A 24,652-nucleotide genomic window follows, 5' to 3' on the forward strand; every position below is an offset into this window, starting at 1 on the left:
TTCTATCCTATTAAAGAATGTGCTAAGCTTTGATAAGCAACACAACCTGGAGATTTTATATCATACAATATTATAGGTTTTCCAAAACTTGGACTTTCTGCTAGTTTTACATTTCTTGGAATTATTACTATCTCTCCATCTTTTCTAAATAACTTGCCACTTAAATGCTTTTTAAGTTCGGCAACCGTATCCTTTGAAAGATTATTCTGTGGGCTATACATAGTAGGTAAAATTCCCCTTATTCTTAACTTAGGATTTATTGCTTCTCTTATATTATGAATTGTCCTTAAAATATGTGCCAAACCTTCTAATGCTAAATATTCACATTGAATCGGGATTATTACATCAGTGCTTGCTGCAAGTGCATTAATTGTGATATTTCCTAATGCAGGTGGCGAATCTATTATTATATAATCATATCTATTTACAACATCTTTTAAAGCTTTTCTTAAAATTTGTTTATTATTTACACCTGTTCCTAATTCTTGCTCAAAATTAGTAAGAACAATATTTGATGGAGCAAGGTCTAGTTTATTCAAACTTGTCTTTAAAATAATCTCATCTAATGTTTTTTTACCACTTAATACATGATATATATTAAATTCAAAATCACTTCTTTTAAATCCGTATCCTGTGGTAGCATTACCTTGTGGATCCATATCTATTAGTAAAACACTTTTTTCAGCTACCGCAAGAGAAGCTGCTAAATTCACTGCCGTTGTTGTTTTACCTACCCCACCCTTTTGATTAGCTATTGTTATAATTTCACTCATCTTAAACTATATATCCTTTTGTTATCTACTAAAATAGAACCATCTTCATATAATTTTACATCATTTAATGAATAAGTATTATCATCATTTTTAAAATAAAACGATCTACTTAATTCAAAATCACTCTTATAATAATCAAAAATTTCTTTCCAAGAAATATTAAGATTTATTCTATCAAAAAAAGTTTTAAGTAATGTTGAATATGAAATATCTATATCTAAAATATTAGCATCTACTGGTGCTGTAGTTATGTTTATACCAATACCACAAACTAATTTATTTTTTATTTTTGCAGTAATTAGCCCTCCAATTTTTTTATTATCTAAATAAAAATCATTAGGCCATTTGATAAAAACTTTTGAACCAAATTCTTTTAAGACTATTTTCATTATCATAGAATAATATATACTAGCTGATTGAATAGGTAAATCATCTGGTAAATTATCATTAAAAAAAGATAAATATAAATTATTTTTTATATCTAAATTAAATTTATTATATTCATCAAAAAATATAAAATCTATATCTTTAAAATACTGATTATGAATCTTAGAATTTATATTGCCAAGTGAATCAGTATTATCGCTAATCCAATTTCTATTACAAGAGCCAATTCCGTTAGTTTGTTTAAGCGTAGCCAATGCAAATGCGTGTTCTTTAAAACCATTTCTAATAGCATTTATAAGCTCAACTTGAGTTGAACTTATACAATTACAAAAAGCTAGATTATACAATGCTATCTCCTTGTTTTAACCTTTTACCATTTACATATACATTAGCATCTAAAGACTTTTTACCTGCATCTTGCAATTTATAAACTTTTAAGCTGCCTTTTTTACAAGTTAAAATTAAATAATTTTTACCTATTTCTTTTATAAGCCCTTCTTTATTATCACTTTCACATTCATTCAATTCAAGTTCATTTAACTTTAAACCATTTTCTAAAAATATATTAGGCCAATCATAAAATGCTAAATATTTTTGATATATTTCTTTAGCATTATTTAGCTCAATTAAACCATCTTGTTTTTTGATAATTTTTGTATGAGTTGCCTTTGAATCATCTTGTTTAATAGGTTGAAAATAATTTGGATTTTCTAAAAATTCCAAAAGCATTTTTGCTGATAATTTAGACATTTTGTCAAATACTTGTGGAGAATTTAAATCCTTAATATTTAATTCTTGTTGATATAAAATATCTCCAGTATCAAGACCTATATCCATATTCATAAGTGTAACTCCACTTATAATATCACCATTTAAAATAGCACTTTGTATAGGTGAAGCTCCTCTATAATAAGGAAGTAAACTAGCATGAGTATTAATACAAGGTGCTATGTCTAAAATTTCTTTTGGCAGTATTTTTCCATAAGCTGCAACTATTATAAAATCTGGTTTTTTATTGCTAATTAAATTTCTAATCTCTTCATTATTTCTTAAGCTTTTTGGTTGTGCTAATTCTAAGTTTAGTTTTAACGCAATCTCTTTTACCGGACTTGGAGTTAATATTTTTTTTCTTCCAACTTCTTTATCTGTTTGGGTTAAAACTAGACTTACATTATGAAATTTACTAAGCTCTTCTAAAATAAATGCCGAAAATTCGGGCGTGCCCATAAATACTATATTTTTTTTCATGATATACCTAAAAATTAAGATATGTTATTCAAATAACATTTTTGATAAAGATAATTTTAACTCTTTAATACCATCATTAGTAACTGAAGATATTTTTGTAACAAAAACTAAATTATCATATCTTTTTAAATACTCATTTAAAAGTTCTAATTCTTGAATTAAATTCTCTTTAGCCACATCACATCTTGTGATTGCAACTGCAAATTTAAAATCATTCAAGCCATAAGCTTCAAGTTCTTTGTATAAATTAATAAATTGTTCTTTAACGCTCATTTCTTTAAAACTATCTAGCATAAATAATAAGCATTTTGATCTTGATATGTGCTTTAAAAACTCATATCCTAAACCTTTTCCTTCGCTAGCACCTTCTATAATTCCTGGTATATCAGCCATTACAAACGAGTAATCATTAATATCTACAACACCTAATTTTGGAGTAAGAGTTGTAAATTCATAATCAGCAATTTCTGGCTTAGCATTACTTACTATACTAATTAAAGTAGATTTTCCAACATTAGGATATCCAACTAATCCAACATCAGCAATTAATTTTAATTCAAGTCTTACTTCTAGACTTTCTCCTTTTTTGCCAGGTTGAGCGTATGTAGGTCTTTGATTAACAGAACTTTTAAAATGTCTATTTCCAAGGCCACCTAAACCACCATTTAGTAAGACTATTTGCTCTCCTAAACTCGTAAAGTCATGTAAGATTTCATTGGTATTAATATCAATAATTTGAGTACCTATTGGAACTTTTATTTCTAAATTCTCGCCTTTTTTACCACTTTTATTTCTAGGTAATCCACAATCACCATTACTAGCTTTCAAATGTGTTTTGCCTTTAAAATGCGCTAAAGTATGAAGATTATTATCACAAATAACCACTACATCGCCACCACGACCGCCATCGCCACCATCAGGACCACCTAGTGGTACATGTTTTTCACGGCGAAATGAGCTAGCACCCGCTCCGCCGTTACCAGAGCTCAGCCTAATTTTTATACTATCAACAAACATTACCTAAGCTCCTTTTAATTTAAATTATACTGCAGGATATACAGAAACTTTTTTGCGGTTTTTGTCTTTTCTTTCAAATTTAACAAAACCATCAACTAAAGCAAAAATAGTATGATCTCTTCCCATACCAACATTTGCTCCTGCGTGAGTTGCTGTTCCTCTTTGGCGAATAATAATATTTCCAGCTCTTACAAATTCTCCACCAAATTTTTTAACACCTAAACGTCTACCTATAGAATCTCTATTATTTTGAGTTGAACCTTGACCTTTCTTGTGTGCCATTGTATTTCTCCTTACGCTTTAATTTCTTTTACTACTACGCGAGTAAATTGTCTTCTAAAACCTCTTTTTAATTTAGAGTCTTTTCTTCTTCTTTTCTTAAAAATTACAACTTTTTTATCTTTTCCTTCGTTGATAACTTCAAGAACAACTTTCGCTCCACTAACAAAAGGGGTACCGATTTTTAATTCTTTATCGTTAACAGCTAAAACATCTGTAACTTCTACGATAGACTTTTTCTCTGCTTCAAAGCGATCTAACTTTAATTCGTCGCCAACACTTACTTTGTACTGCTTACCGCTATGTTTAAAAATAGCATACATAATTCATCCTTTGTAATTTAGTAAGTCCCATCAAGCACTTTAAATATTAGAAATTTAAAGATTTAAATAAGCTTAAATGAGTTGTAAAAAGCGAATACTATCAAAAAATCATTAATTTTTATTTAAAAATTTATTTTTTTTGCTACACTAATGCTATTTTTAGTTTAAAAGGAAACAAAAACATGAGTTTTGAAGGAAGAGACGAACTAGTTAATTCTAGTATTAATTATTTTGAAAAATATACACACAAATTTATTAATAACATACAAGCTTATTATAGAAGCGAAGGCAAAATTTTATCAAAAAATTGTGAAGATGCTTACGAAGAATTATTTTCTATGTTACTAACAAAAGATTTTAGTATAGAAAGAGGTAAGGAATTAGCCAAGACAAAAGATTTTGATAGAGCTTGCTTTTTTGAATTTTTATTAAAAACTTATATAGATTTTTCTAAGCATATTATGAATAATAGATTAAACAATAAATTAGTTGTTAATCTTGCCTTTGCATTAGAAAGATATGGTTCAATTTTTTGCACAATTTGTCACGATTCTACGACTGCACAAAGTTCAATTAATGTATTTTCAGCAAGTAGTTCTGGTGGATTTTTTATACACGAGAATTTTATAGATACATTTAAAAAAATGTATTCTGTAGGAGAAAAATTAGAATTTTTAAATCTTTATAATGGTGTTCCTGTGAGAACTTACGGAGAAATTTTACAAGTTGAAGATGCGAGTATAGTTGTAAAAGTTGATTTAATGCAAATTTTAGCTATGAAAGAAGAAGATTGTGCTTATATAGTTCAAAATCAATATTTGCAAAAAAATATTAAAGCGAATATTTTATCTGTTAATATTGTAAATTGCACGGTAACTTTAAATAATTTTGAAAGCCAACCATATATGCACGCATTAAAAAGAGCATATCCTAGAGTGCATCCTAATGAATTTACTAAAATAGCACTAACTCATGAAGATGGAAGGGTTGCTAATGGAAAATTATTTGATATTTCAGAAGGTGGAATTGGTGTTGTTTCTAATGAAGATGTAGGATTTAAAAGAGGTGATATTTTATCATCTTATATTTGTTTACATATGCCTCATTCAAATGAAGCAGTTGAGTTTAATTTAAAATTTAAATTAGTTGTTTTAATTGTATATCAAAATGCTTACAGATATTGTTTAGAGATTTTACCAGACCAAGAAGATGCTAAAAAAATCCAAGAATTTGCAAGCAGAAGAGTAGAAGAAACTTTAGTAGAGCTTAAAAATCAATTAAGCCTATATAAAAGAGATTAAGATATGAATTTTATTACATTCATAATTGACTTGTTTACAAATAATAATTTAATTTGTATGCTAATAGCCTATTTAATAGGCTCAATTCCTTTTGGATTAATATATGCTAAAAAATTTGCAAATGTTGATATTAAATCTCAAGGTTCAAAAAGCATAGGAGCTACAAATGTATTAAGAGTTGTAAAACAAGTTAATCCAAAATTGGCTAAAAAATTAGCAATAGCTACTATGTTAAGTGATTTTTTAAAAGCTATGCTTCCAATTTGTATTGCTATGTTTTTAGATATAAGTGAAGCAACAATTTGGGCTATGGCAGTTCTTAGTGTTATAGGACATTGCTATAGCATATTTTTAAGCTTTAATGGCGGTAAAGGCGTAGCTAGTGGGGCTGGAGCTTTAATACTATTAGTTCCTTATTCTGTAATTATAGGTCTTATTTTTTGGCTAATAATCGGAAAAGTATTTAAAATATCTAGCTTAGCATCATTAATAGGATTTAGTATTGGAGTAATTAGTGCAGAATTTTTATACCCTAATATTAGTATTAATTCTCACGCACCAATATATTTAATATTGTTTTTTGTGTTCTATAAACATATACCAAATATTATTAGATTGATTTTTAAAGACGAATGCAAAGTCATATAAAAATAAAAACAAAATTTAAATGTATAATAGGCTTATTGGAATTTGAAAGATTAGAAAAGCAAACAATAAGCCTAAAAATAAATGCAAAAGCTGATAGTTTTTTAGACTATGCTAAAGTAACTAAATTATCAAAAAAATATTTAAAATCAAAAAAATTCTTTACCTTAGAAAAAGCTAATAAAAAACTAGCAAAAAAAATAAAAATCAAATTTCCACAACTAAAAAAAATAAAAATTGAGATTATTAAATTAGAGATTATGAAAAACACAAAACTTAGTGCTAAATACAAAAAAAAATATTAAAATAACTTTAAAAAAACTTGAATATTTGCTTAAATTGTGTTAGCATAACCTTAATTTTACTTTAAGGAAAAAAAATGCGTATTTTAGTAGTGGAAGATGAAATATCTTTAAACAAGACACTAGCCGAAGGTTTAACTGAATATGGCTATCAAATAGATGCGTGCGAAAATTGTAAAGATGCTGAATATTATATCGGTATTAGAAACTACGATTTAGTATTGACAGATTGGATGCTTCCTGATGGTGATGGCACTGACTTAATACATGTTGTAAAACATAAATCTTCAAGAACTTCAATCATAATTTTATCTGCAAAAGATGATAAAGAAAGTGAAATAAGCGCTTTAAAAGCAGGTGCTGATGATTACATTAAAAAACCTTTTGATTTTAATGTATTATTAGCTAGAATTGAAGCAAGACTTAGATTTGGTGGGTCAAATACAATTAAAATTGATAATTTAGAAATAGACCCAGATGAAGAAAAAATTACTTATAAAGGTAAAGAAATTGAATTAAAAGGTAAACCTTTTGAAGTATTAACCCATCTTGCAAGACACTCTGATCAAATAGTATCAAAAGAACAATTATTAGATGCAATTTGGGAAGAACCTGAACTTGTAACTCCTAATGTAATTGAAGTTGCAATCAATCAAATTAGGCAAAAAATGGATAAGCCTTTAGGTATCTCAACTATTGAAACAATAAGAAGAAGAGGCTATAGATTTTGCTTTCCCAAAAAAGCATAAGAAATAAATTTTTCTTGCAACTAGCATCTACTATTACGGTGCTAGTTGTTATTTTTTCAGTTCTGTCGTATCAAATTCTAAAAATTAATATAATGCAAAATGAATTTGATAATTTAATCAAAAATGCTATTAGTATTATTGAAGTGAATAATAGTTCAAACTTTATTATTTTTAAAGACTATAAAATAATTCATTTAGATAAAAAAACTATGAAACCAAACTTTCAAATAATCAATGAAAATGATAAAAAAGTCTTGATTTTAACATATCCTTACAATGAATTTGGGGATTATATAATATTAAAAAAAGATATAAGTCAATCAATTAAAATTCTTGATACTATTTTTATATCTTTATTTTTAATAATTATCATTGCTATTAGTTTGATTATTTTTTATTCATTATTTTTATCAAGAATATTATCAATGCACCTAAAAGAATTAAGCGTTAAAGTTAGTAGGTTTGATGATAACTTTACAAATAGATTAGATTATAAAAACTATCCATTAGAGTTTAAAGAAATCATAAGTAGTATTAATCACTTAATTACTAGAATTCAAAACTATAATATGTCTCAAAAAGAACTATTTATAGGAATTGCTCACGAATTAAAAACTCCTTTAGCAGTTATAAAAGCTAAAAACGATGTAACGCTAATTAAATCAAGAGATAGTGAATATTATATTCAAACCATTAAAAACTCTAATGATAGCATAGATAATATCAATAAAATCATAAATGAAATTCTTAAAATTGGCAGATTAGAAGGTGCGCAATTTGAAGAGCCAAATGAAATAGACTTAATTGATTTTATTAGACAAGAAAGCAAAAATTTTAGCCTATTAGGTTCAAAAACAGGACAAAAAATAGAACTTAATCTAAACCCAAATGAATTAAAGATAAAAATACAAAAAACCTTATTCTCACAAATTTTACAAAATTTTATTCAAAACGCATTTAAATTTTCTCAACCAAATACAACAATAACAATTACAACTTTCATCAATAATATTACTTTTTATCTATATGTAGATGATATGGGTTGTGGAATTAGTGAAGATAAAGATTATTTTGCACCATTTAAAAGATTTGGAGATAAAGAAGGCGTTGGATTAGGACTTTATTTATCAAAATCAGCTGCAACCGCACTAAAAGCTGAAGTATCATTAGAAAATAGAAAAGATATGCAAGGAACAAGGGCTATTTTTTCTATGAAAATCAAAAAAAATTAAGAGAAGAAATATGGCAAAAAAAACTGCAATTATTGATTTAGGTTCAAACGGAATTAGAATGGCAATATATGAAAAAACTTCAAGATATGGTTTTTATATATTAAACGAACAAAAAGTTAAATTTCGTTTGGCACAAGGTGCTTATGAACAAGATAATGTATTGGTAGAAAAACAAATCAAAAAAGCTTACGAAATAATAAAATATTTTAAAACTCAAGCGCTTAATTTTAAGTGTAATAAAATATTTTGCATAGGAACATCAGCTCTAAGAGATGCAAAAAATAAAGCTGATTTAATTAACCTATTAAAAAAAGATTTAAAACTCAATATCAAAACTTTAAGTGGAATGGAAGAAGCATATTTAAGTGGTTTTGGAGCTATTAATTTACTACCTAAATTAGATGAAAAATCAATTTGTTTAGATATTGGTGGTGGTAGTGCTGAATTGTGTTTGTGTGAAAATACAAAAGTAGTTAAAACTTTCTCGCTTGACCTTGGAACGGTGAGATTAAAAGACTTATTTAAAGACAAATTTAATAAATTAGAAAAATATATAGATAATTATTTAGAGCAAATCCCTGATGATTTTAAAGCTTCTATCTTAATTACAATAGGTGGCTCATTAAGAGCTATTAGCAATGCTATTATGGAAAAAAATAATTATCCTTTAAGTCAGGTTCATGCCTTTTCTTATCAAGTAGATGAAGAAAGTGAATTTATAGAAAAAATTATAAATTGCAAAAATTCAGAACTTAGCTCGCTAGGAATTAAAAAAGAAAGACACGATACCATTAAAATGGGTGCTTTAGTCTTTTATAAAATAATTAAAAAATTAAAAATCAAGCAAATAATTACAAGTGGTGCTGGAGTTAGAGAAGGAATATTTTTAAAAGACTTATTTAAACACCACAAAGGGTTTCCAGTCAATTTTAATCCGAGCTTAAAAAGTCTTGAAGATAGACTAATTAAATACAAATCAGGCTCACTGGTTAGTAATGTTACAAGATTATTTAATACTTTAAATGAGATTCATTATGTTGATAAAAAATATCTAAAACACTTAACATATGCAGCAAAACTCATTGAAACAGGTTTATTGCTTAGTTATTATTCAAACCATAAACATAGTGCTTATTGTGTTTTAAGTGGTCTAAATTTTTGTATAAAACACGAAGATAAAGCACTAATAGCAACTATAATAGAACAACACGGCAAAAAAATAAATTATGAGAATTTAAAATTAAAAAAATTATTGCCAGATGAAAATACCATATCTTGGCTTAATTTTATTCTAGCATTTTGTAATGCTTTAAATAAGGCTAAAGAAAACGAAATTTGTGATTTTTCTTATAAAAATAAAACTTTATATATAACAAAAAATACAAATAATTTCATTATGCAAGAAGCTATTAAAAAGATTAGCAAGCCAAAAAGTTTTAATGTATATATAAACAATGAAGAGATTTAACTCTTCACTAATTATTTAATAGAATTAATAGTCTTTAAAATATAATTTTTTGAGATTTCAAGTTTTTCTTTTTCATCTTTATTTAAGTCTAATTCAAGAACTTTTTTAATACCACCCTTACCTACTACAACCAATCTTGAATAAGCTAAATTATCTTGAGTAAAACTAATAGGTGTGATTAAATTCTCATCATCTTTAATAGCTTTAATAATTCTTGCAATTACACTTCCTATTCCAAATTCTGTTTTACCTTTTACTTTAAAAATCTCTCCACCCTTAAAGCGAACTCTGTTTTCAATCTCATCTAAATTAAGGTTAAACTCATTAATATTTTTACCACCCACAAAAGCATTGCTCTTATAAAAAAACTGCGTATCTCCGTGCTCTGCTAGCATAAAAGCATTTATATTTTTATAAGAAATTCCTAATTTATTAGCAATTTCAATCTTAAGCCTTGCACTATCAAGCGTTGTGCCTGTTCCAATTACTTTAAAAGTATCTAAGCCACTTAATTTTTGAGCGTAATAAACAATGCTATCATTTGGATTTGTAGCTATTAAATATATACCATTAAAGCCCTTTAAGGCATTAATAATTTCTTTTAAAGGTTCATAATTAGCCTTAAGTTCAAGCGTTCTATCAGGCTCGATACAAGTTGTATATGCTAAGACAATAAGGTCACATTTTACTAATTCTTCTATCTTGCTAACAGTAAAAATCTTAGAATTTGAATTGGTATTTTCAAGACTATCTTCTAAATCAATCTTACTTGCATTTGCTAAGCCATCTTTAATATCGTATAAATAAAGCTCGTTTGCTATATTTTGACTACTTAGCATAAAACTTGCAGCCGAACCAACGGCTCCAAGTCCAATAATTCCTATTTTCATTTTAATAAACTCTTAAATAATTCAACGCTATCAAGCTGCTCCCAAGGATAACTTGCAACTCCAACTTGCCCATAAGTTGCAACATCAGCATAAGAAAATCCAGCTTTACTAGGCTCATCTAATCTAAATTTTTCTTTAATCCATCTAGGAGTTAATGCGAAATTTCTTTCAACAAATGCACTTAAAATATTATCATCAACACTTGCATTTGTTCCCATACAATCAACATTTACGCTAATTGGTTTTGCAATTCCTATTGCATAGCTAATTTGCACTATACATTTTTTAGCTAAGCCACTTGCAACTATATTTTTTGCTACATATCTAGCTGCATAAAGCCCACTTCTATCAACTTTTGTGTAATCTTTTGAGCTTTGTGCCCCACCACCTATTGGGCTATATCCACCAAAACTATCCACTATTAATTTTCTTCCCGTTAAGCCACTATCGTGAAGGCTTGAGTGATTTACATATCTTCCTGTTGGATTAATATAAATAATGCAATCATCTTTATTAAATAGCTCTTTTGGTAAGCCCGAATTACAAATTAAATTCATAATTTTTGAGCGAACTTCATCAAGACTTAGACTACTTACGCTAGGAGCTGAAACTACTATTGTATGGATTTTTTTAGGCTTACAATTTTCATAATTTTCCTTGCTCTCATAATCAATTGTAACTTGAGTTTTAATATCTACTCCAAATTCGTGTGGATTATTTAGAGCATATTCATATACTTTATTACAAATCATTCTCGCATAAAAAATCGCAGCAGGCATAAATTCAGGTGCTTCGCTACTTGCAAAGCCAAACATCATACCTTGATCACCTGCTCCTATTTCTCCACTTTCTTGATCTACGCCTTGATTAATATCATTACTTTGCTCGTTTAATAACACTTGCACTTTAACATCACTTGGGTGTAAGCATTCAGCCTTGCTAAAATGAGAATTTTCTTTATAACCTATTTTAATTAAAGCGTTTTTAACTACTTCTTCATATTCACTTTCACTAACCTTTAAATTAGATTTAATCTCTCCACCAATTATTACATTCTTTCCAGCGACAAAAACCTCACTAGCAACGCGAGCGTTTTTATCATAATTTATATGCAAATCAACAATGCTATCAGCAATGATATCAGCACATTTATCAGGGTGTCCTGCACTTACTACTTCACTTGTAAATAAATACATTTATTATCCTTTAATAATTAAATTTTGCCTAATTTTAGCCTTTATAGTTAATGTTTTGTAAGAGAGATTTGCTATATTTTTGCCTTTTTAAGGAGATATTATGAGCGTCTTAAGTTCAATGATTAAAAGATATAAAAGTACTAATTTAATTATAAAAATTATGATTGGTATTGTTGTAGGTGTTTTTGTTGGAATTTGTATTCCTAGTTTTACTGATTATACTTCTTTATTAGGAGATTTTTTTATAGGTGCTCTAAAAGCAATTGCTCCGATATTAGTATTTATTTTAGTTCTTAGTGCAATCTCTACTAGAGAATATGGAAATGGAACTAAAAAAATAAAACAAGTAATAATTTTATATTTAATAGGCACTTTCCTAGCTTCTGTTTGTGGTGTTGTTGCTAGCTTTTTATTTCCTACAAAACTTATATTAGAAATACCAAATAATATTGATTTAACCCCGCCAAGTAGTGTTGCTATGGTATTTAAAGATTTATTATTTAAAATGATAGAAAATCCAGTAAGTGCATTAGCTAATGGAAATTATATTGGAATTTTAACTTGGGCTATAGCTGCTGGAATTGCACTTAAAACTTGCTCAAAAGAAGTAAAAAAAGTATTTATAGATATTAATGAAGGCACTATTAAAATTGTTGCTTTCATAGTTCGTCTAGCTCCTATTGGTATTTTTGGTCTAGTAAGCACAAGTGTTGCTAAAACTGGTGTAGAAACTTTAGCTGATTATGTTTTATTACTATTAGTATTAGTTGGGACTATGCTATTTGTAACATTTGTAATCAATCCATTAATAGTATTTGTAGTTACTAAGAAAAATCCTTATCCATTAGTTTGGGTTTGTATAAAACACTCTGCAATTTATGCGTTTTTTACAAGAAGTTCAGCTGCAAATATTCCTGTAAATATGGCACTATGTTCAAAAATTAATGTTGATAAAGAATTATATGGAGTATCAATTCCACTAGGTGCTACAATTAATATGGCTGGAGCTGCTGTTACTATTTCTGTTTTAGCACTTGCTGCAGTTCATACATTAGGACTTAATATTACTTTTACAAACGCTATACTACTTAGCTTTTTAGCTGCATTTGCTGCTTGTGGAGCTAGTGGGGTTGCTGGTGGCTCACTTTTACTTGTTCCTTTAGCGTGTTCATTATTTGGGATAAATGATGATATTGCTATGCAAGTAGTTGGGGTTGGCTTTATAATTGGAGTTATTCAAGATAGTGTTGAAACAGCTTTAAATAGCTCTACTGATGTGCTATTTTCTGCAATTTGTTCTGATACTAAAATAGATTTAAGTAGGGTATAAAATGGAATGGGATTTAAGCATAATTTATAAAAATAAAGAAGAATTATATAAAATTTTAAAAGATTTAGAAAATCAAGCAAACGATTTTGCTTTAAAATACGAAAATAATTTAAAAAATGAAAAAGAATTTGAAAATATCATTTCAAAATTAGAAAGCATTTATAATGAGTTAAGCCGTGCTGGAGCTTATGCGTATTTACATTTTGCAAAAGATAGTGCAAATGGAGCGTTTTTACAAGAAATAAGCACAATTTGCACTAATATTGAAAGTAAATTGGTATTTTTTGAAATTGAGTTTTGCGAATTAGAAAACGCACAAGAAATTGCAAATAATTGTAAAAAATATTCATATATGCTAAATAATTGGCTAAAAGCTAAAAAATATCAATTAAGCAAAAGCAACGAGCAAGTATTTATGAAAATGAATATAAATGGTAAAGAAGCATTTTCAAGATTATTTGATGAATACTTAAGTAATATTACCTTTAAACTTGATTTAAAAAAAATCAGCGAAGAAGAACTATTAAGCAAGCTTTATAGCCCTGATAGAGCTTTAAGAAAAAGAGCAGCCGATGCACTTACAAAAGGACTTAAGAAAAATATAAAAACTCTATGCTTTATTTTTAATATGATTAAGAATAATCACTTAAGTGAATGTGAGCTAAGGGGCTATGAAAATCCTATGCAAGCAAGGAATTTGAGTAATCAAATTGAAGATGAAAGTGTAAAAAGCCTAATAAAAGCAGCCGAAAATAATTATCATTTAGTAGAAAATTATTACAATAAAAAGCGTGAAATTCTAGGTCTTAAAGAATTAAAAGACTATGATAGATACGCTCCACTTTATGCTGATATTAGCAGTGATTGGGATTTTGAGAAATCTTGTAAAGTTGTAAAAGATACTTTTAATAAATTTAGCCCAAAATTTGCTGAACTTATGCAAAAAGCACTTGATAATAAAGCCCTTGATGTATATCCAGCTAAAAATAAGCGTAGTGGAGCATTTAGCTATGGCATAAATCCTCAACCATTTGTAATGCTAAATCATACAAATAATAGAAGAGATTTATTCACTTTAGCACACGAATTAGGGCATTTAATCCATCAAAGTCTAGCAGGAGAAAATCTAGGGTATTTTAATGCAAACACTCCACTAACTACAGCTGAAACTGCTAGTGTTTTTGCTGAAATGCTAGTTTATGACGCTATTAAAGATACACTTAGTCCTAAGGATAAAAAAGCACTTTTAGCAAGTAAAATTGAAGATATATTCGCAACATTTTTTAGACAAATTAATTTTACAAATTACGAAATCGCTCTACATAATCACGAAGGTGAATTAAGTGTTGATGAGTTTTGCGACTTATGGCTAGCTGAAGGACAAAAAATGTTTGGTAGTAGCGTAAAACTACGCAAAAAATACAAATATTGGTTTAGCTATATCCCACATTTTATCCATTCGCCGTTTTACTGCTACGCGTATTCTTACGCACAATTATTAGTTTTAGCATTATTTGGGCTTTATAAGAGTGAAAAATGTGCTAATTTCGTAGAGCTTTATACAGAATTTTTAGCAAGTGGCGGAAGTCGCTCTCCGGCTGAATTGGTAGGACTTTTTGGACTTGATTTAAATAGTGATGAGTTTTGGCAATTAGGAATTAATGAAATTGCTAAAATGGTTAAGGAATTTTGCGAATGAATTATTTAGATAGACTAAATCCTGCTCAAAAACAAGCCGCTACATTTGTAGATGGAAGTTTATTAATCTTAGCTGGTGCTGGAACTGGCAAAACCCAAACAATGATTAGCAGATTAGTCTATTTAATAAGTGAAGTTGGAATTAGCCCTGAATCAATTTTAAGCCTTACATTTACAAATAAAGCCGCGGCTTCAATGAAAGAAAGAGCTATAAAAATGCTAAATGAAATAGGCTATAGTAATAATTTACCAATTTTAAGCACATTTCATAGCTTTGGAATGGAGTTTTTAAGTGAATATATAGAATTATTAGATGGAAGAAGAAGGAAAAATTATAGACTAATTGATACTGATGATAAAAAAGCTATGATTAAAGAATTTGTTTTAGAAAAAATTAGAAAAACTGATATAAATTTTTTAAGTAAGGATAAAAAAGATAAAGAAATCTTAAAAGATGAAAAAGAGTTTTTAAGAAATAAAACCAACGAAGCTATGGCTTATATAGATAGGGTTAAAAATACCTTAGAATTTGAATTAGAAAATGAAAATCACGAAATATATTTAGATTATGAAAAAGCTTTAGAATACAATAATTTAATAGATTTTGATGATTTAATAATTCTGCCACATGATATTTTAAAAAATAATCCAACAACAGCTACAAAAATTAGCAATCAATATTCATACATAATGGTAGATGAGTATCAAGATACTAATTTAGCTCAATTAAAATTATTAAAATTATTATGTAAAGCTCATCAAAATATCGTTGTAGTTGGAGATGATGATCAAAGTATTTACTCATTTCGCCACGCAAGAATACAAAATATATTAGGATTTTCTGATGATTTTCAAGACGCAAAAATCATTAAATTAGAAGAAAATTATAGAAGCACAAAAACCATATTAAATCACGCAAATAGCTTAATAGCAAACAATAAAACAAGATATGGAAAAGAGCTATTTACAAATAATGAATTTGATATAGATATTACTAAATTAGAAAATTATTATGAAGTAATTTACGAGATTAAAAGTCTTATAGAAAAAGGCGTAAAGCACAATGAAATCTGTGTTTTATATAGAATGAATATGAGTGGAAATTTCATTGAGCCTAGATTAATTAGTGAGAATATACCTTATAAAGTTATTGGTTCTGTTCCGTTTTTCGAAAGAGCGGAAATTAAATTACTCATAAATTATCTAAGACTTTATGTGGATTTTAACGATAACTTGGCCTTTAAAAAAATCATCAATATGCCTAAAAGAAAATTTGGTGAAAAAGCCTTAGAAAAATTAGAGAATTTATCTAAAAAACCATCTTTATTTGAAAGTTTAAAAGATAATTTAGATAGTTTTAAAAATATTGAAATTAAAGAATTTATAGAGCTTTATACTACAACTCAAGATAAATTCGCTTTATTTTTAAATAAATTAGCTTCTCTTGAAGTTCATAATTTATTTGATAATCCAAAATCGAGAGCTGAAAACTGCTCGGTATTTTTTGATATTATCAAAAGAGAATGCGGCTTTAATGCCGATATTGCTAAGCTTACTAATTTTTTAAATAAAATCATCTTACAAGAACAAATAATAAAAGAAAATAATAACGCAATTAATCTTATGACTATTCACGCTAGTAAAGGATTAGAATTTGAATATGTATTTTTAATTGATTGTGATGGTGGCAAAATGCCTTGCACTTTTATGGGTATTTTTGATATTGAAGAAGAGCGAAGATTAGCTTATGTAGCGATGACAAGGGCAAAACATAAATTCTATTTACAATATGATTATACAAATCCAAGTATTTTTGTAAATGAAATTATGTATAAAAATACTAGCAATACTACTATAAATAATTCTACTAATGAATTTAAAGTAGGAAATGCAGTAAATCATAAATTATTTGGTAGTGGAAAAATACTTGCCATTGAAGGCAATTTAATTAGCGTAAATTTTCAAGGAAAAATTAGAAAGCTCAATAAAGACTTTCTAAGTTTAGCTTAAATAATATTAGTATTTAAACTAATATTATTTATAAATCTCTTTAAAATTCTTATAAAAATTAGCAAAAGTTTTATTAGCTATATTTTCTCTAATCTCACTCATTAAATTTAAATAATAATGCAAATTATGAAGACTTGCTAAGCGAAAAAATGTAATCTCTCCAGCTTTAAACAAATGATGAACATAAGCACGACTATAGTTTCTACAAGTATAACAAGAGCAGTTTTTATCAATTGGCTCATTATCATCTTTCATAAAACTAGCCTTTATATTTATTTTGCCAAAACTTGTAAATAATGTGCCATTTCTAGCATTTCTAGTAGGCATAACGCAATCAAACATATCAACCCCACGAGCGACATTTTCTACCAAATCAAGCGGAGTTCCAACTCCCATTAAATATCTTGGGCGATTTTGTGGCATTTGTGGGGCTAGTTTTTCTACCGTTTCATACATTAATTCATTTGGCTCTCCAACGCTTAGCCCACCAATTGCAAGTCCATCAAAATAGTATTCGTTTTCAGCATCTAAAATACCTTTTAAACACTCACTTCTTAGCGTATGATTAGTCCCACCTTGAACGATAGCAAAGATATTTTGCTCTCTTTTTAATTCATTTGTATAAAGCTTTTTAAACTCGCTTTTATAAAGCTCTTTTGAATATTTTTGAAGCAAGGTAATTTCATCTGTATTTTGAAATTCTTTTTTCATCTCAAGCGAGAGTTTAGCCCAATAAATAGTGCGTTTAAGACTTGCTTTAATCCTTTCTTCACTAGCAGGTAAAGCACATAAATCATCTAAAACCATACAAATATCACTATTTAATAAATACTCTGTTTTTAAAACACTTGCAGGTGTAAAATGATGCAAGCTCCCATCAATGTGGCTTTTAAAGGTAATTCCATCATCACTATGTTTTGTATTTTTACTTAGTGAAAAGGCTTGAAATCCACCACTATCAGTTAGAAAGCTTCCATTAAATTTAGTAAAATTATGTAGCCCGCCGTGTCTAGCTATCAAATCAGCACCTGGTCTTAAATAAGTATGATAAGTATTTGCTAGGATTATTTTTGCTCCTAGACTTTGCATATCAGTTGCATCTAGGGCTTTTACGCAGCCTTGAGTTCCTACTGGCATAAAACAAGGGGTATTAAATTCCCCGTGAGCTGTGCTTACTTTACCAAGCCTAGCGTTATTATCTGTTGAATATAAATCAAATTTCATTATAATTTTCCTTTATAAAATGGAGTTGTTATGAAAAAAATATTAGTTTTAGCTAAGGTTTGTGTTGCAAATCACTTCTTAAAAGAACTTGCAAAGTTTAAGGATAGCACAAAAGAATATATAATCGTTTGCCAAGATGATATTAATTTTAAGCATAGTTTTACTCATATTAAAATTGACCCTACAAATGCTGCAAGACTTAAAAATTATGTAAATAATAATCTTGAACTTGTATATTTATTATTTGATAATGATTTAGATACAAGGCTTGCTTATGATGCTATAAGATTTATTGATAAAAGAGTAAGAATTGTAGTGTTATCAAACAATAAAGAATACGAAAATGATAGCTTTTGCACTCTTATTAATCAAGAAGAAATGACTACAAATCATTTAATAGATATTTTGCCAAATATGCCAATGATAGCAAGAGATATTGGGCTTGGAATTGGCGAGATTATGCAAGTATTTGTTCCTGTTGGCTCAATTTATGCAAACAAACATATAAATGCAATTGCGCAAGAATTTTATAAAATCGCATTAATTTATAGAGATAATGAAATAATTTTACCAAAACCCGATACTCAAATTCTAGCAAATGATGAGCTAGTTTTAGTAGGTGATCCAAATATTTTAAATCTAATGTTTTCAAGGATTAAAGGTCAGGTAGGACAATTTCCTAGCCCTTATGGAGATAGTATTTGCGTTGTAATTGATATGAAAATTGATGAAAATATAGACAATTTAATAAATACAGCACTTTTATTACACGCAAAATCTAATAGTTCAAGACTAATTTTTTATGTAGTAAATCCTACAATAAATAAAGACCTAGAAAAATTAAAGAAACTTAAAAGAAAGACAATAATAGTCCATATTAAATATGAAGATATATCGGTAAATAATGTAGTTTTAGAGTTTTGTAATATGTATTCTGGACTATTTATTACAAGTAAAGAAATTTTTAAAAAAAATATAGCAACTTTTTATGATAGTTCTATGCCTGTTTTAAAAATAGGAACAATAGATTTTGCAAAGCTAAATACTATAGCTTGCATAGGTTCAGGCTCTCTTAGAGTGGAGAATTTAACATCTACTTTATTAGATATTTCTTTAATACTTAATTTAAATGCAAAAATGATGTATTTTGATAATGCAAATCCTGTAAGTGATGATTTAATAGAGCATATAAATATGCAATCACAATTTTTTAATAAGAATTTAGAATTAGTAGAATACAAAAGCAAAAACCCATTATTAGAGCTAAAATTTAATCCATACATAATACATTGTTTAGGATTTGAAAAGCATATAATCAAAACGAATACTTTAAAATATTTATCTAATGATTTTTCAAAACTTTACGAAATACTAGACGATAATTATCAATTATTCATACCAATAGTTTAAAACTTCTAGGAATTTAATCATTTTAAATTCCTAAAAATTAATCACAAATTTTTATTAATTTTTTTCATACATTTTTCTTCAAAAATTTTTATCATAAATTTAATTTTTTTTGTATAATATTTTTTTATTTTTTAAAGGAGAAAAAATGAGTGCAAAATCTTATGTAAATGAAACACTTGAATTAATCAAAACTTATTCATCTAGACAACCTATATTCTTACAATGTGCAACTGAAGTTTTAAAATCAGTTACACCATTACTAGAAAGCAACAAGCAATACGAACAACACGCAGTATTACAAAGACTAGTAATGCCAGAAAGAACAATTATTTTTAGAGTTGTATATATTGATGATAGTGGTAAAGCTCAAACACATTTTGGCTACAGAGTTCAATTTTCTAGTGCTCTTGGACCTTATAAAGGTGGTTTAAGATTTCACCCTACGGTAAATCTTGACATTTTAAAATTCTTAGCATTTGAGCAAATCTTTAAAAACTCTTTAACAGGACTTTATATAGGCGGCGGTAAAGGTGGGGCTAATTTTGACCCTAAAGGCAAAAGCGATGCTGAAATAATGAGATTTTGCCAAGCATTTATGAGCGAACTTAGCAAACACATAGGCTATTCAACCGATGTACCTGCTGGAGATATTGGCGTTGGTGCTAGAGAGCTTGGATATATGTTTGGAGCTTATAAAAAAATTACTTCTAAATTTGATGGAACTTTAACAGGTAAAAAAATTAGCTGGGGCGGTTCATTAGTTAGAAAAGAAGCTACAGGATATGGAACGGTTTATTTCTCAAAAGAATTGCTAAAAGAAAAAGGCGAAGGCTTTGAAGGAAAAACTTGCGTAGTTTCAGGTAGTGGAAATGTGGCTATTTATACTATTGAAAAACTTTATGAATACGGAGCAAAAGTTGTTGCAGTAAGCGATAGCGATGGCTATGTTTATGATAAAGATGGAATTGACTTAGACCTTTTAAAAGAAATTAAAGAAAACTTAAGACTTCGTGTAAGTGATTATGCTAACCGCAAAAAAGGTGCAGTTTTTGTATCTAAAGTAAATTATGAAAAAGGAACAAATGGAATTTGGAGTATTCCTTGTGATTATGCTTTCCCTTGTGCAACACAAAACGAACTTAGCTTAATAGATGCGAAAAACTTATATAAAAATGGCTGTAAATTAATCGCTGAAGGTGCTAATATGCCTTGCACACTTGATGCACAAAAATTTATTTTAGAAAACAAAATATATTATGCACCGGCAAAAGCAGCAAATGCTGGTGGTGTAGCTACAAGTGCGCTTGAAATGCAACAAAATGCAAATATGACTTCTTGGACATTTAACGAAGTTGATGAAAAATTACATAAGATTATGAAAGATATTTACGCTAGAACTGCAAATACTGCTAAAGAATTTGGATTTGAACACAATTTATTAGCAGGAGCAAATATTGCAGGCTTTAAAAAAGTTGCAGATGCTATGATAGACCAAGGCTATATTTAAGCCGAAAAGCCCTATTTTTAGGGCTTTTTTTACAAACTTAATATTAACTTTCTTTTATTATTATTCTTTCTTCAAAATCAAAAAATCAGGTTAAATATGAAAAAAATTATATATGTAAGTGCTATTAGTTCTTTGATTTATGCAAATACAATAAGTGATATTGAATTTAAAGGCTTATATCACTTGTCAAAAGAACAAGCCTTAAAGGCTGTGGATTTAAAAATTAATGATGAAGTTAATATATATAAGATAAATGATGCGGTTAAAAACCTTTTTTCTTATGGATATTTTGATGATATTTATGTTGATGAAAATAATGGAAAGCTAATATTTAATGTTGTAGAAAAACAATTCATTGCAAAAGTAAATATCAAAGGAACTTCAAGTAATGATAAAAAGCAAATAGAATCGTTTTTAAGTATTAAAAAAGGCGAAGCTTATAATGATAGAAAAATAGAAGAAGCAAAAGAAAAAATAATTCTATACTACCAATCTCGTGGATTTTATGATAGCGTAGTTGAAGTTGATACTCAAGAGCTTGAAAATAATGCTGTTGTATTAAATTTCAACATAAATAGAGGCGAAATCATAACAATTAAAAAAGTTAATTTAATAGGTGCTAAAAAATTAGACTATAGTGATTTTGACCCTGTAATAGCAAATAAAGAAAAAGAACTATTGGGTTGGTTTTGGGGATTTAATGATGGTAAATTATACTCAACCGAACTACCAAACGACCCTGCTAGAATTAAAGATGAATATATGAAAAAAGGCTATCTTGATGCTAATGTATCAAATCCTTATTTAGAAGCTAATATGCAAACTTACAAAGCAGAATTAACCTATTATATAAGCGAAGGCAAACGCTATAAAATAGAAGAAATCACAATAGAAAACCCACTAGAAAATGAAGTGAAATTTAACTTAAGTGATTTAAGAAGCAAAAAAGGAAAATATATTAATTCAGAAAAAATTCGTTCTGATATAGAATTAATTAAAACCAAATTCCAAGATAAAGGATATGCTTTAGCAGAGGTTTATCCTGATATTGCTAAAAATGATGCTGATGGAGTTGTAAAAATTTATTTTAGAGTTAATCTAGGAAATAAATACAATATTGGTAAAGTAATAATTAAAGGCAATGATAAATCTTTAGATAAAGTAGTAAGAAGAGAATTATTCTTAACCGAAGGAATGCAATTTAACAAAACAGATTTAAATGATAGCATTATAGCACTTAGAAAAACCGGTTATTTTGAAGAAGTAAATATCACTCCAAAACCAAGCTTTACGGGAGATATTGATTTATTAGTAGATGTAAAAGAAAAATCAACAGGCTCAATTACTGGTGGTATTGGTTATAGCACATCTGATGGATTCTTAATTAACGCATCTGTTAGCGATAGGAATATCTTAGGTAGCGGAATGTATGGTGGGATTAATTTAGAAAAATCAGATAAAGATGTAACTGGTAAAATCTTTTTAAACAATCCTAGGATATTTGATTCTAAATACTCAACAGGCTTTGATATATATAGCTACAAAAGAGATTGGGATACTTATGAAGAATACAATAATGGTTTAGAACTTAGCATTGGTAGAGAATTAGCTAGATTTTGGGGAATTGGAGCTATTTATAATTACGAGCAAAGTGATTTAAGAAAAGCAACTATTGAAATGATTGCAAGTGGTGAAAAATTAGGCAAATCAAGAAAATCAGCTATAACTCCATATTTATATTTTGATAATACTGATGATTTTTACTTACCAAGAAGTGGTATTTATAGTAGAGCAGCATTTACTTATGCAGGGCTTGGGGGAGACCAAAAATATAAAAAATTTGCCTTTGATTTTAAATATTATAAAGGTTTAAAAGAAGATTTTGACACTGATTTAATTTTTAGATTTAGAACATCATTTAATAAATTATTTAATTATAAAGATACACCAATTAACTCAAGATTATATCTTGGTGGTTTAAGAAGTGTTAGAGGATATGAAAGTGATAGCATAACTCCAAGGGGTATTGGATATTATGATACAAATACTCACACTAAAGTAGATAAATTAGGAAACGGAGTAATTGCTTATCCTTACGATAAAGGTGGAGCGATTTCACTTAATTCTAGTGTAGAAATCAATTTCCCATTAATTAATAAATTAAAACTTCGTGGTTCAATTTTTTATGATTATGGTATGATAGGCGAAAAAAAATTAAATGAGATTAAAAGACAAAGTGCAGGAATTAGTCTTGATTGGAGCACACCAATGGGACCATTAGTGTTTGTATTCTCAAAACCTATTGATAAAAAATCAGGGGATAAAACAAATACATTTGAATTTAGCATAGGAAGTCAATTTTAGGAGATAAGAATGAGTTTTGCAGATATTTTTAAAATTAGAAGAACACAATCAAAGCCAAATGAAGCACCAAATCACTGGGTAAAATGTGATAATTGTCATGCTTTAATGTATTATAAAGAAGTTGCAAGTTGCTTTAATGTATGCCCTAAGTGTGGCTTACATATGAAAATAAGCCCTAATGAAAGAATAGAAATGCTAGTTGATGAAGGAAGTTTTATTGAATATGATAAAACTTTAAGAGCTAATGACCCATTAAAATTCGTAGATTCAAAAAGCTATAAAAAACGCTTAAACGAAAGCGAAGAAAAAACAGGCAGAACGAGTGCGGTAATTTCAGGAGAATGCAAAATCGGTGGAATTGGCGTTCAATTATGTGTGTTTGACTTTTCTTTTATGGGTGGTTCGCTAGGAAGTGTTGAAGGCGAAAAAATCGTTCGTGCAGTTCAACGCGCTATGCAAAAAAAAGAAGGGCTTATAATAATTAGTGCAAGTGGTGGTGCTAGAATGCAAGAGAGCACATATTCACTTATGCAAATGGCAAAAACATCAGCTGCATTAAAATTACTTGCTAGAGAAAGACTTCCTTATATATCAATTTTAACTAACCCTACTTTTGGTGGAGTATCAGCGTCTTTTGCTTGGCTTGGAGATATTGTAATTGCTGAACCTATGGCACAAATTGGCTTTGCTGGTGCTAGAGTTATTAAGCAAACTATAGGAGCTGATTTACCTGAAGGATTTCAAAGTGCTGAGTTTTTATTAGAGCATGGACTTATTGATTCTATTGTTCCAAGAGCTAATCAGCGTGAATTTTTAAGTGATTTTTTACGATATTTTAAATGAATATAAATATTTATTTTATTCAAAAAAAATTAGAAAAATTAAGCGAATTTGAAAATAGATTTATAAAATTAATAAATCAATTTTCAAAACTTAATCTAAATAATGTATTTTCAAAACAAATCGCAAAAGCACAAGATTTGGGCTCAAATGAAGCTAGAATAGAATATGCAAAAGCTTATATGCCTTATAAAAAAACTTTTAGTATAGCTTTAAGTGAAAGGGGCAAGAGCATTGATAGTATTGAATTTGCTAAGTTATTGCAAGATAAAAATGAGATTAATTTTTTTGTAGGTGGAGCTTTTGGATTTAATGATGAGTTTTTAAATGAATGTGATTATGTATTGAGTTTTTCAAAACTTACATTTTCACATGAAATTGCAAGGATTGTATTGTTAGAACAAATTTATAGGGGTTTTTGTATAAATTCAAATCACCCTTATCATAAGTAAAGGATTG

General features: G+C 28.1%; 23 protein-coding genes. 14 read left to right on the forward strand and 9 right to left on the reverse strand.

Going from position 1 to position 24,652, the window contains the following annotated elements; genetic code table 11:
• Positions 1-2: 2 nt before the first annotated feature.
• Genes AVBRAN12637_RS05295 through rplU form a run of 6 tightly spaced genes read right to left on the reverse strand, consistent with a single transcriptional unit; the run spans position 3 to position 4,027 of the window.
• The gene (locus AVBRAN12637_RS05295) at positions 3-773 is read right to left on the reverse strand and encodes a ParA family protein (RefSeq protein WP_214117378.1); all 771 of its coding nucleotides are present in this window, start codon (positions 771-773) and stop codon (positions 3-5) included.
• Entirely contained in the window at positions 770-1,507 is a 738-nt protein-coding gene (locus tag AVBRAN12637_RS05300; RefSeq protein ID WP_214117379.1) for a biotin--[acetyl-CoA-carboxylase] ligase, read from the reverse strand. The genes AVBRAN12637_RS05295 and AVBRAN12637_RS05300 overlap by 4 nt, the downstream gene beginning before the upstream one ends.
• Entirely contained in the window at positions 1,500-2,408 is a 909-nt protein-coding gene (gene fmt, locus AVBRAN12637_RS05305) for a methionyl-tRNA formyltransferase (RefSeq protein ID WP_336615454.1), read from the reverse strand. Before fmt ends, AVBRAN12637_RS05300 begins: the two co-directional genes overlap by 8 nt.
• A 24-nt stretch (positions 2,409-2,432) precedes the next feature.
• Complete coding sequence (gene obgE / locus AVBRAN12637_RS05310; RefSeq protein ID WP_239802999.1) at positions 2,433-3,425, reverse strand: GTPase ObgE; 993 nt, start codon at positions 3,423-3,425, stop codon at positions 2,433-2,435.
• Positions 3,426-3,449: 24 nt separating this feature from the next.
• Complete coding sequence (rpmA, locus tag AVBRAN12637_RS05315; RefSeq protein WP_214117382.1) at positions 3,450-3,707, reverse strand: 50S ribosomal protein L27; 258 nt, start codon at positions 3,705-3,707, stop codon at positions 3,450-3,452.
• An 11-nt stretch (positions 3,708-3,718) separates the two neighbouring features.
• Complete coding sequence (gene rplU, locus AVBRAN12637_RS05320) at positions 3,719-4,027, reverse strand: 50S ribosomal protein L21 (protein ID WP_214117383.1); 309 nt, start codon at positions 4,025-4,027, stop codon at positions 3,719-3,721.
• A 182-nt stretch (positions 4,028-4,209) separates the two neighbouring features.
• Between rplU and AVBRAN12637_RS05325 the strand changes: the two genes are divergently transcribed.
• From AVBRAN12637_RS05325 to AVBRAN12637_RS05350, 6 genes are all read left to right on the forward strand, one after another.
• A complete protein-coding gene (locus tag AVBRAN12637_RS05325; protein ID WP_336615455.1) occupies positions 4,210-5,328 on the forward strand; it encodes a PilZ domain-containing protein in 1,119 nt (372 codons plus the stop codon).
• 3 nt (positions 5,329-5,331) lie between these two features.
• A complete protein-coding gene (plsY, locus tag AVBRAN12637_RS05330) occupies positions 5,332-5,976 on the forward strand; it encodes a glycerol-3-phosphate 1-O-acyltransferase PlsY (protein ID WP_214120244.1) in 645 nt (214 codons plus the stop codon).
• Positions 5,961-6,278 carry a dihydroneopterin aldolase gene (locus tag AVBRAN12637_RS05335; RefSeq protein ID WP_214117386.1) on the forward strand — a complete coding sequence of 106 codons (318 nt, stop codon included), beginning with the start codon at positions 5,961-5,963 and terminating at the stop codon, positions 6,276-6,278. The genes plsY and AVBRAN12637_RS05335 overlap by 16 nt, the downstream gene beginning before the upstream one ends.
• A gap of 74 nt (positions 6,279-6,352) precedes the next feature.
• Positions 6,353-7,024, forward strand: a complete 672-nt coding sequence (gene hsrA / locus AVBRAN12637_RS05340) for a response regulator transcription factor (protein WP_214117387.1) — start codon at positions 6,353-6,355, stop codon at positions 7,022-7,024.
• A gap of 38 nt (positions 7,025-7,062) precedes the next feature.
• Positions 7,063-8,256: a sensor histidine kinase gene (locus tag AVBRAN12637_RS05345; protein WP_336615456.1), complete on the forward strand. Its 1,194-nt coding sequence runs from the start codon at positions 7,063-7,065 to the stop codon at positions 8,254-8,256.
• Positions 8,257-8,266: 10 nt separating this feature from the next.
• Entirely contained in the window at positions 8,267-9,724 is a 1,458-nt protein-coding gene (locus AVBRAN12637_RS05350) for a Ppx/GppA phosphatase family protein (RefSeq protein WP_336615457.1), read from the forward strand.
• A gap of 11 nt (positions 9,725-9,735) precedes the next feature.
• On the opposite strand, the gene AVBRAN12637_RS05355 is transcribed toward AVBRAN12637_RS05350, so the two are convergent.
• Both AVBRAN12637_RS05355 and metK read right to left on the reverse strand, forming a co-directional pair.
• Positions 9,736-10,614 carry a lactate/malate family dehydrogenase gene (locus AVBRAN12637_RS05355; RefSeq protein ID WP_336615458.1) on the reverse strand — a complete coding sequence of 293 codons (879 nt, stop codon included), beginning with the start codon at positions 10,612-10,614 and terminating at the stop codon, positions 9,736-9,738.
• Complete coding sequence (gene metK / locus AVBRAN12637_RS05360) at positions 10,611-11,810, reverse strand: methionine adenosyltransferase (RefSeq protein WP_336607929.1); 1,200 nt, start codon at positions 11,808-11,810, stop codon at positions 10,611-10,613. Before metK ends, AVBRAN12637_RS05355 begins: the two co-directional genes overlap by 4 nt.
• A gap of 100 nt (positions 11,811-11,910) precedes the next feature.
• Here metK and sstT point away from each other — a divergent pair, with 100 nt between their 5' ends.
• The 3 genes from sstT to AVBRAN12637_RS05375 are packed head-to-tail and all read left to right on the forward strand — an operon-like array spanning position 11,911 to position 16,848.
• The gene (gene sstT / locus AVBRAN12637_RS05365) at positions 11,911-13,140 is read left to right on the forward strand and encodes a serine/threonine transporter SstT (protein ID WP_214117392.1); all 1,230 of its coding nucleotides are present in this window, start codon (positions 11,911-11,913) and stop codon (positions 13,138-13,140) included.
• A gap of 1 nt (position 13,141) precedes the next feature.
• Positions 13,142-14,839 carry a M3 family oligoendopeptidase gene (locus AVBRAN12637_RS05370; RefSeq protein WP_336615459.1) on the forward strand — a complete coding sequence of 566 codons (1,698 nt, stop codon included), beginning with the start codon at positions 13,142-13,144 and terminating at the stop codon, positions 14,837-14,839.
• Positions 14,836-16,848: an ATP-dependent helicase gene (locus AVBRAN12637_RS05375; protein WP_239803002.1), complete on the forward strand. Its 2,013-nt coding sequence runs from the start codon at positions 14,836-14,838 to the stop codon at positions 16,846-16,848. The genes AVBRAN12637_RS05370 and AVBRAN12637_RS05375 overlap by 4 nt, the downstream gene beginning before the upstream one ends.
• A 24-nt stretch (positions 16,849-16,872) precedes the next feature.
• Here AVBRAN12637_RS05375 and AVBRAN12637_RS05380 read toward each other — a convergent pair whose 3' ends face one another.
• Complete coding sequence (locus AVBRAN12637_RS05380; RefSeq protein ID WP_214120062.1) at positions 16,873-18,072, reverse strand: tRNA guanosine(34) transglycosylase Tgt; 1,200 nt, start codon at positions 18,070-18,072, stop codon at positions 16,873-16,875.
• 30 nt (positions 18,073-18,102) lie between these two features.
• Here AVBRAN12637_RS05380 and AVBRAN12637_RS05385 point away from each other — a divergent pair, with 30 nt between their 5' ends.
• The 5 genes from AVBRAN12637_RS05385 (at position 18,103) to AVBRAN12637_RS05405 (ending at position 24,645) form a co-directional block, all read left to right on the forward strand.
• The gene (locus AVBRAN12637_RS05385; RefSeq protein ID WP_214117396.1) at positions 18,103-19,482 is read left to right on the forward strand and encodes a TrkA C-terminal domain-containing protein; all 1,380 of its coding nucleotides are present in this window, start codon (positions 18,103-18,105) and stop codon (positions 19,480-19,482) included.
• A 145-nt stretch (positions 19,483-19,627) separates the two neighbouring features.
• Complete coding sequence (gene gdhA, locus AVBRAN12637_RS05390) at positions 19,628-20,989, forward strand: NADP-specific glutamate dehydrogenase (RefSeq protein WP_214117397.1); 1,362 nt, start codon at positions 19,628-19,630, stop codon at positions 20,987-20,989.
• 96 nt (positions 20,990-21,085) lie between these two features.
• Positions 21,086-23,353, forward strand: a complete 2,268-nt coding sequence (gene bamA / locus AVBRAN12637_RS05395; protein ID WP_214120063.1) for an outer membrane protein assembly factor BamA — start codon at positions 21,086-21,088, stop codon at positions 23,351-23,353.
• Between the two features lie 9 nt (positions 23,354-23,362).
• Positions 23,363-24,196: an acetyl-CoA carboxylase, carboxyltransferase subunit beta gene (gene accD / locus AVBRAN12637_RS05400; protein ID WP_214117399.1), complete on the forward strand. Its 834-nt coding sequence runs from the start codon at positions 23,363-23,365 to the stop codon at positions 24,194-24,196.
• The gene (locus AVBRAN12637_RS05405) at positions 24,193-24,645 is read left to right on the forward strand and encodes a 23S rRNA (pseudouridine(1915)-N(3))-methyltransferase RlmH (protein WP_214117400.1); all 453 of its coding nucleotides are present in this window, start codon (positions 24,193-24,195) and stop codon (positions 24,643-24,645) included. The genes accD and AVBRAN12637_RS05405 overlap by 4 nt, the downstream gene beginning before the upstream one ends.
• Positions 24,646-24,652 lie beyond the last annotated feature (7 nt).

The organism is Campylobacter sp. RM12637 (assembly GCF_020137645.1).
In the GTDB taxonomy this organism is placed as follows: domain Bacteria; phylum Campylobacterota; class Campylobacteria; order Campylobacterales; family Campylobacteraceae; genus Campylobacter_E.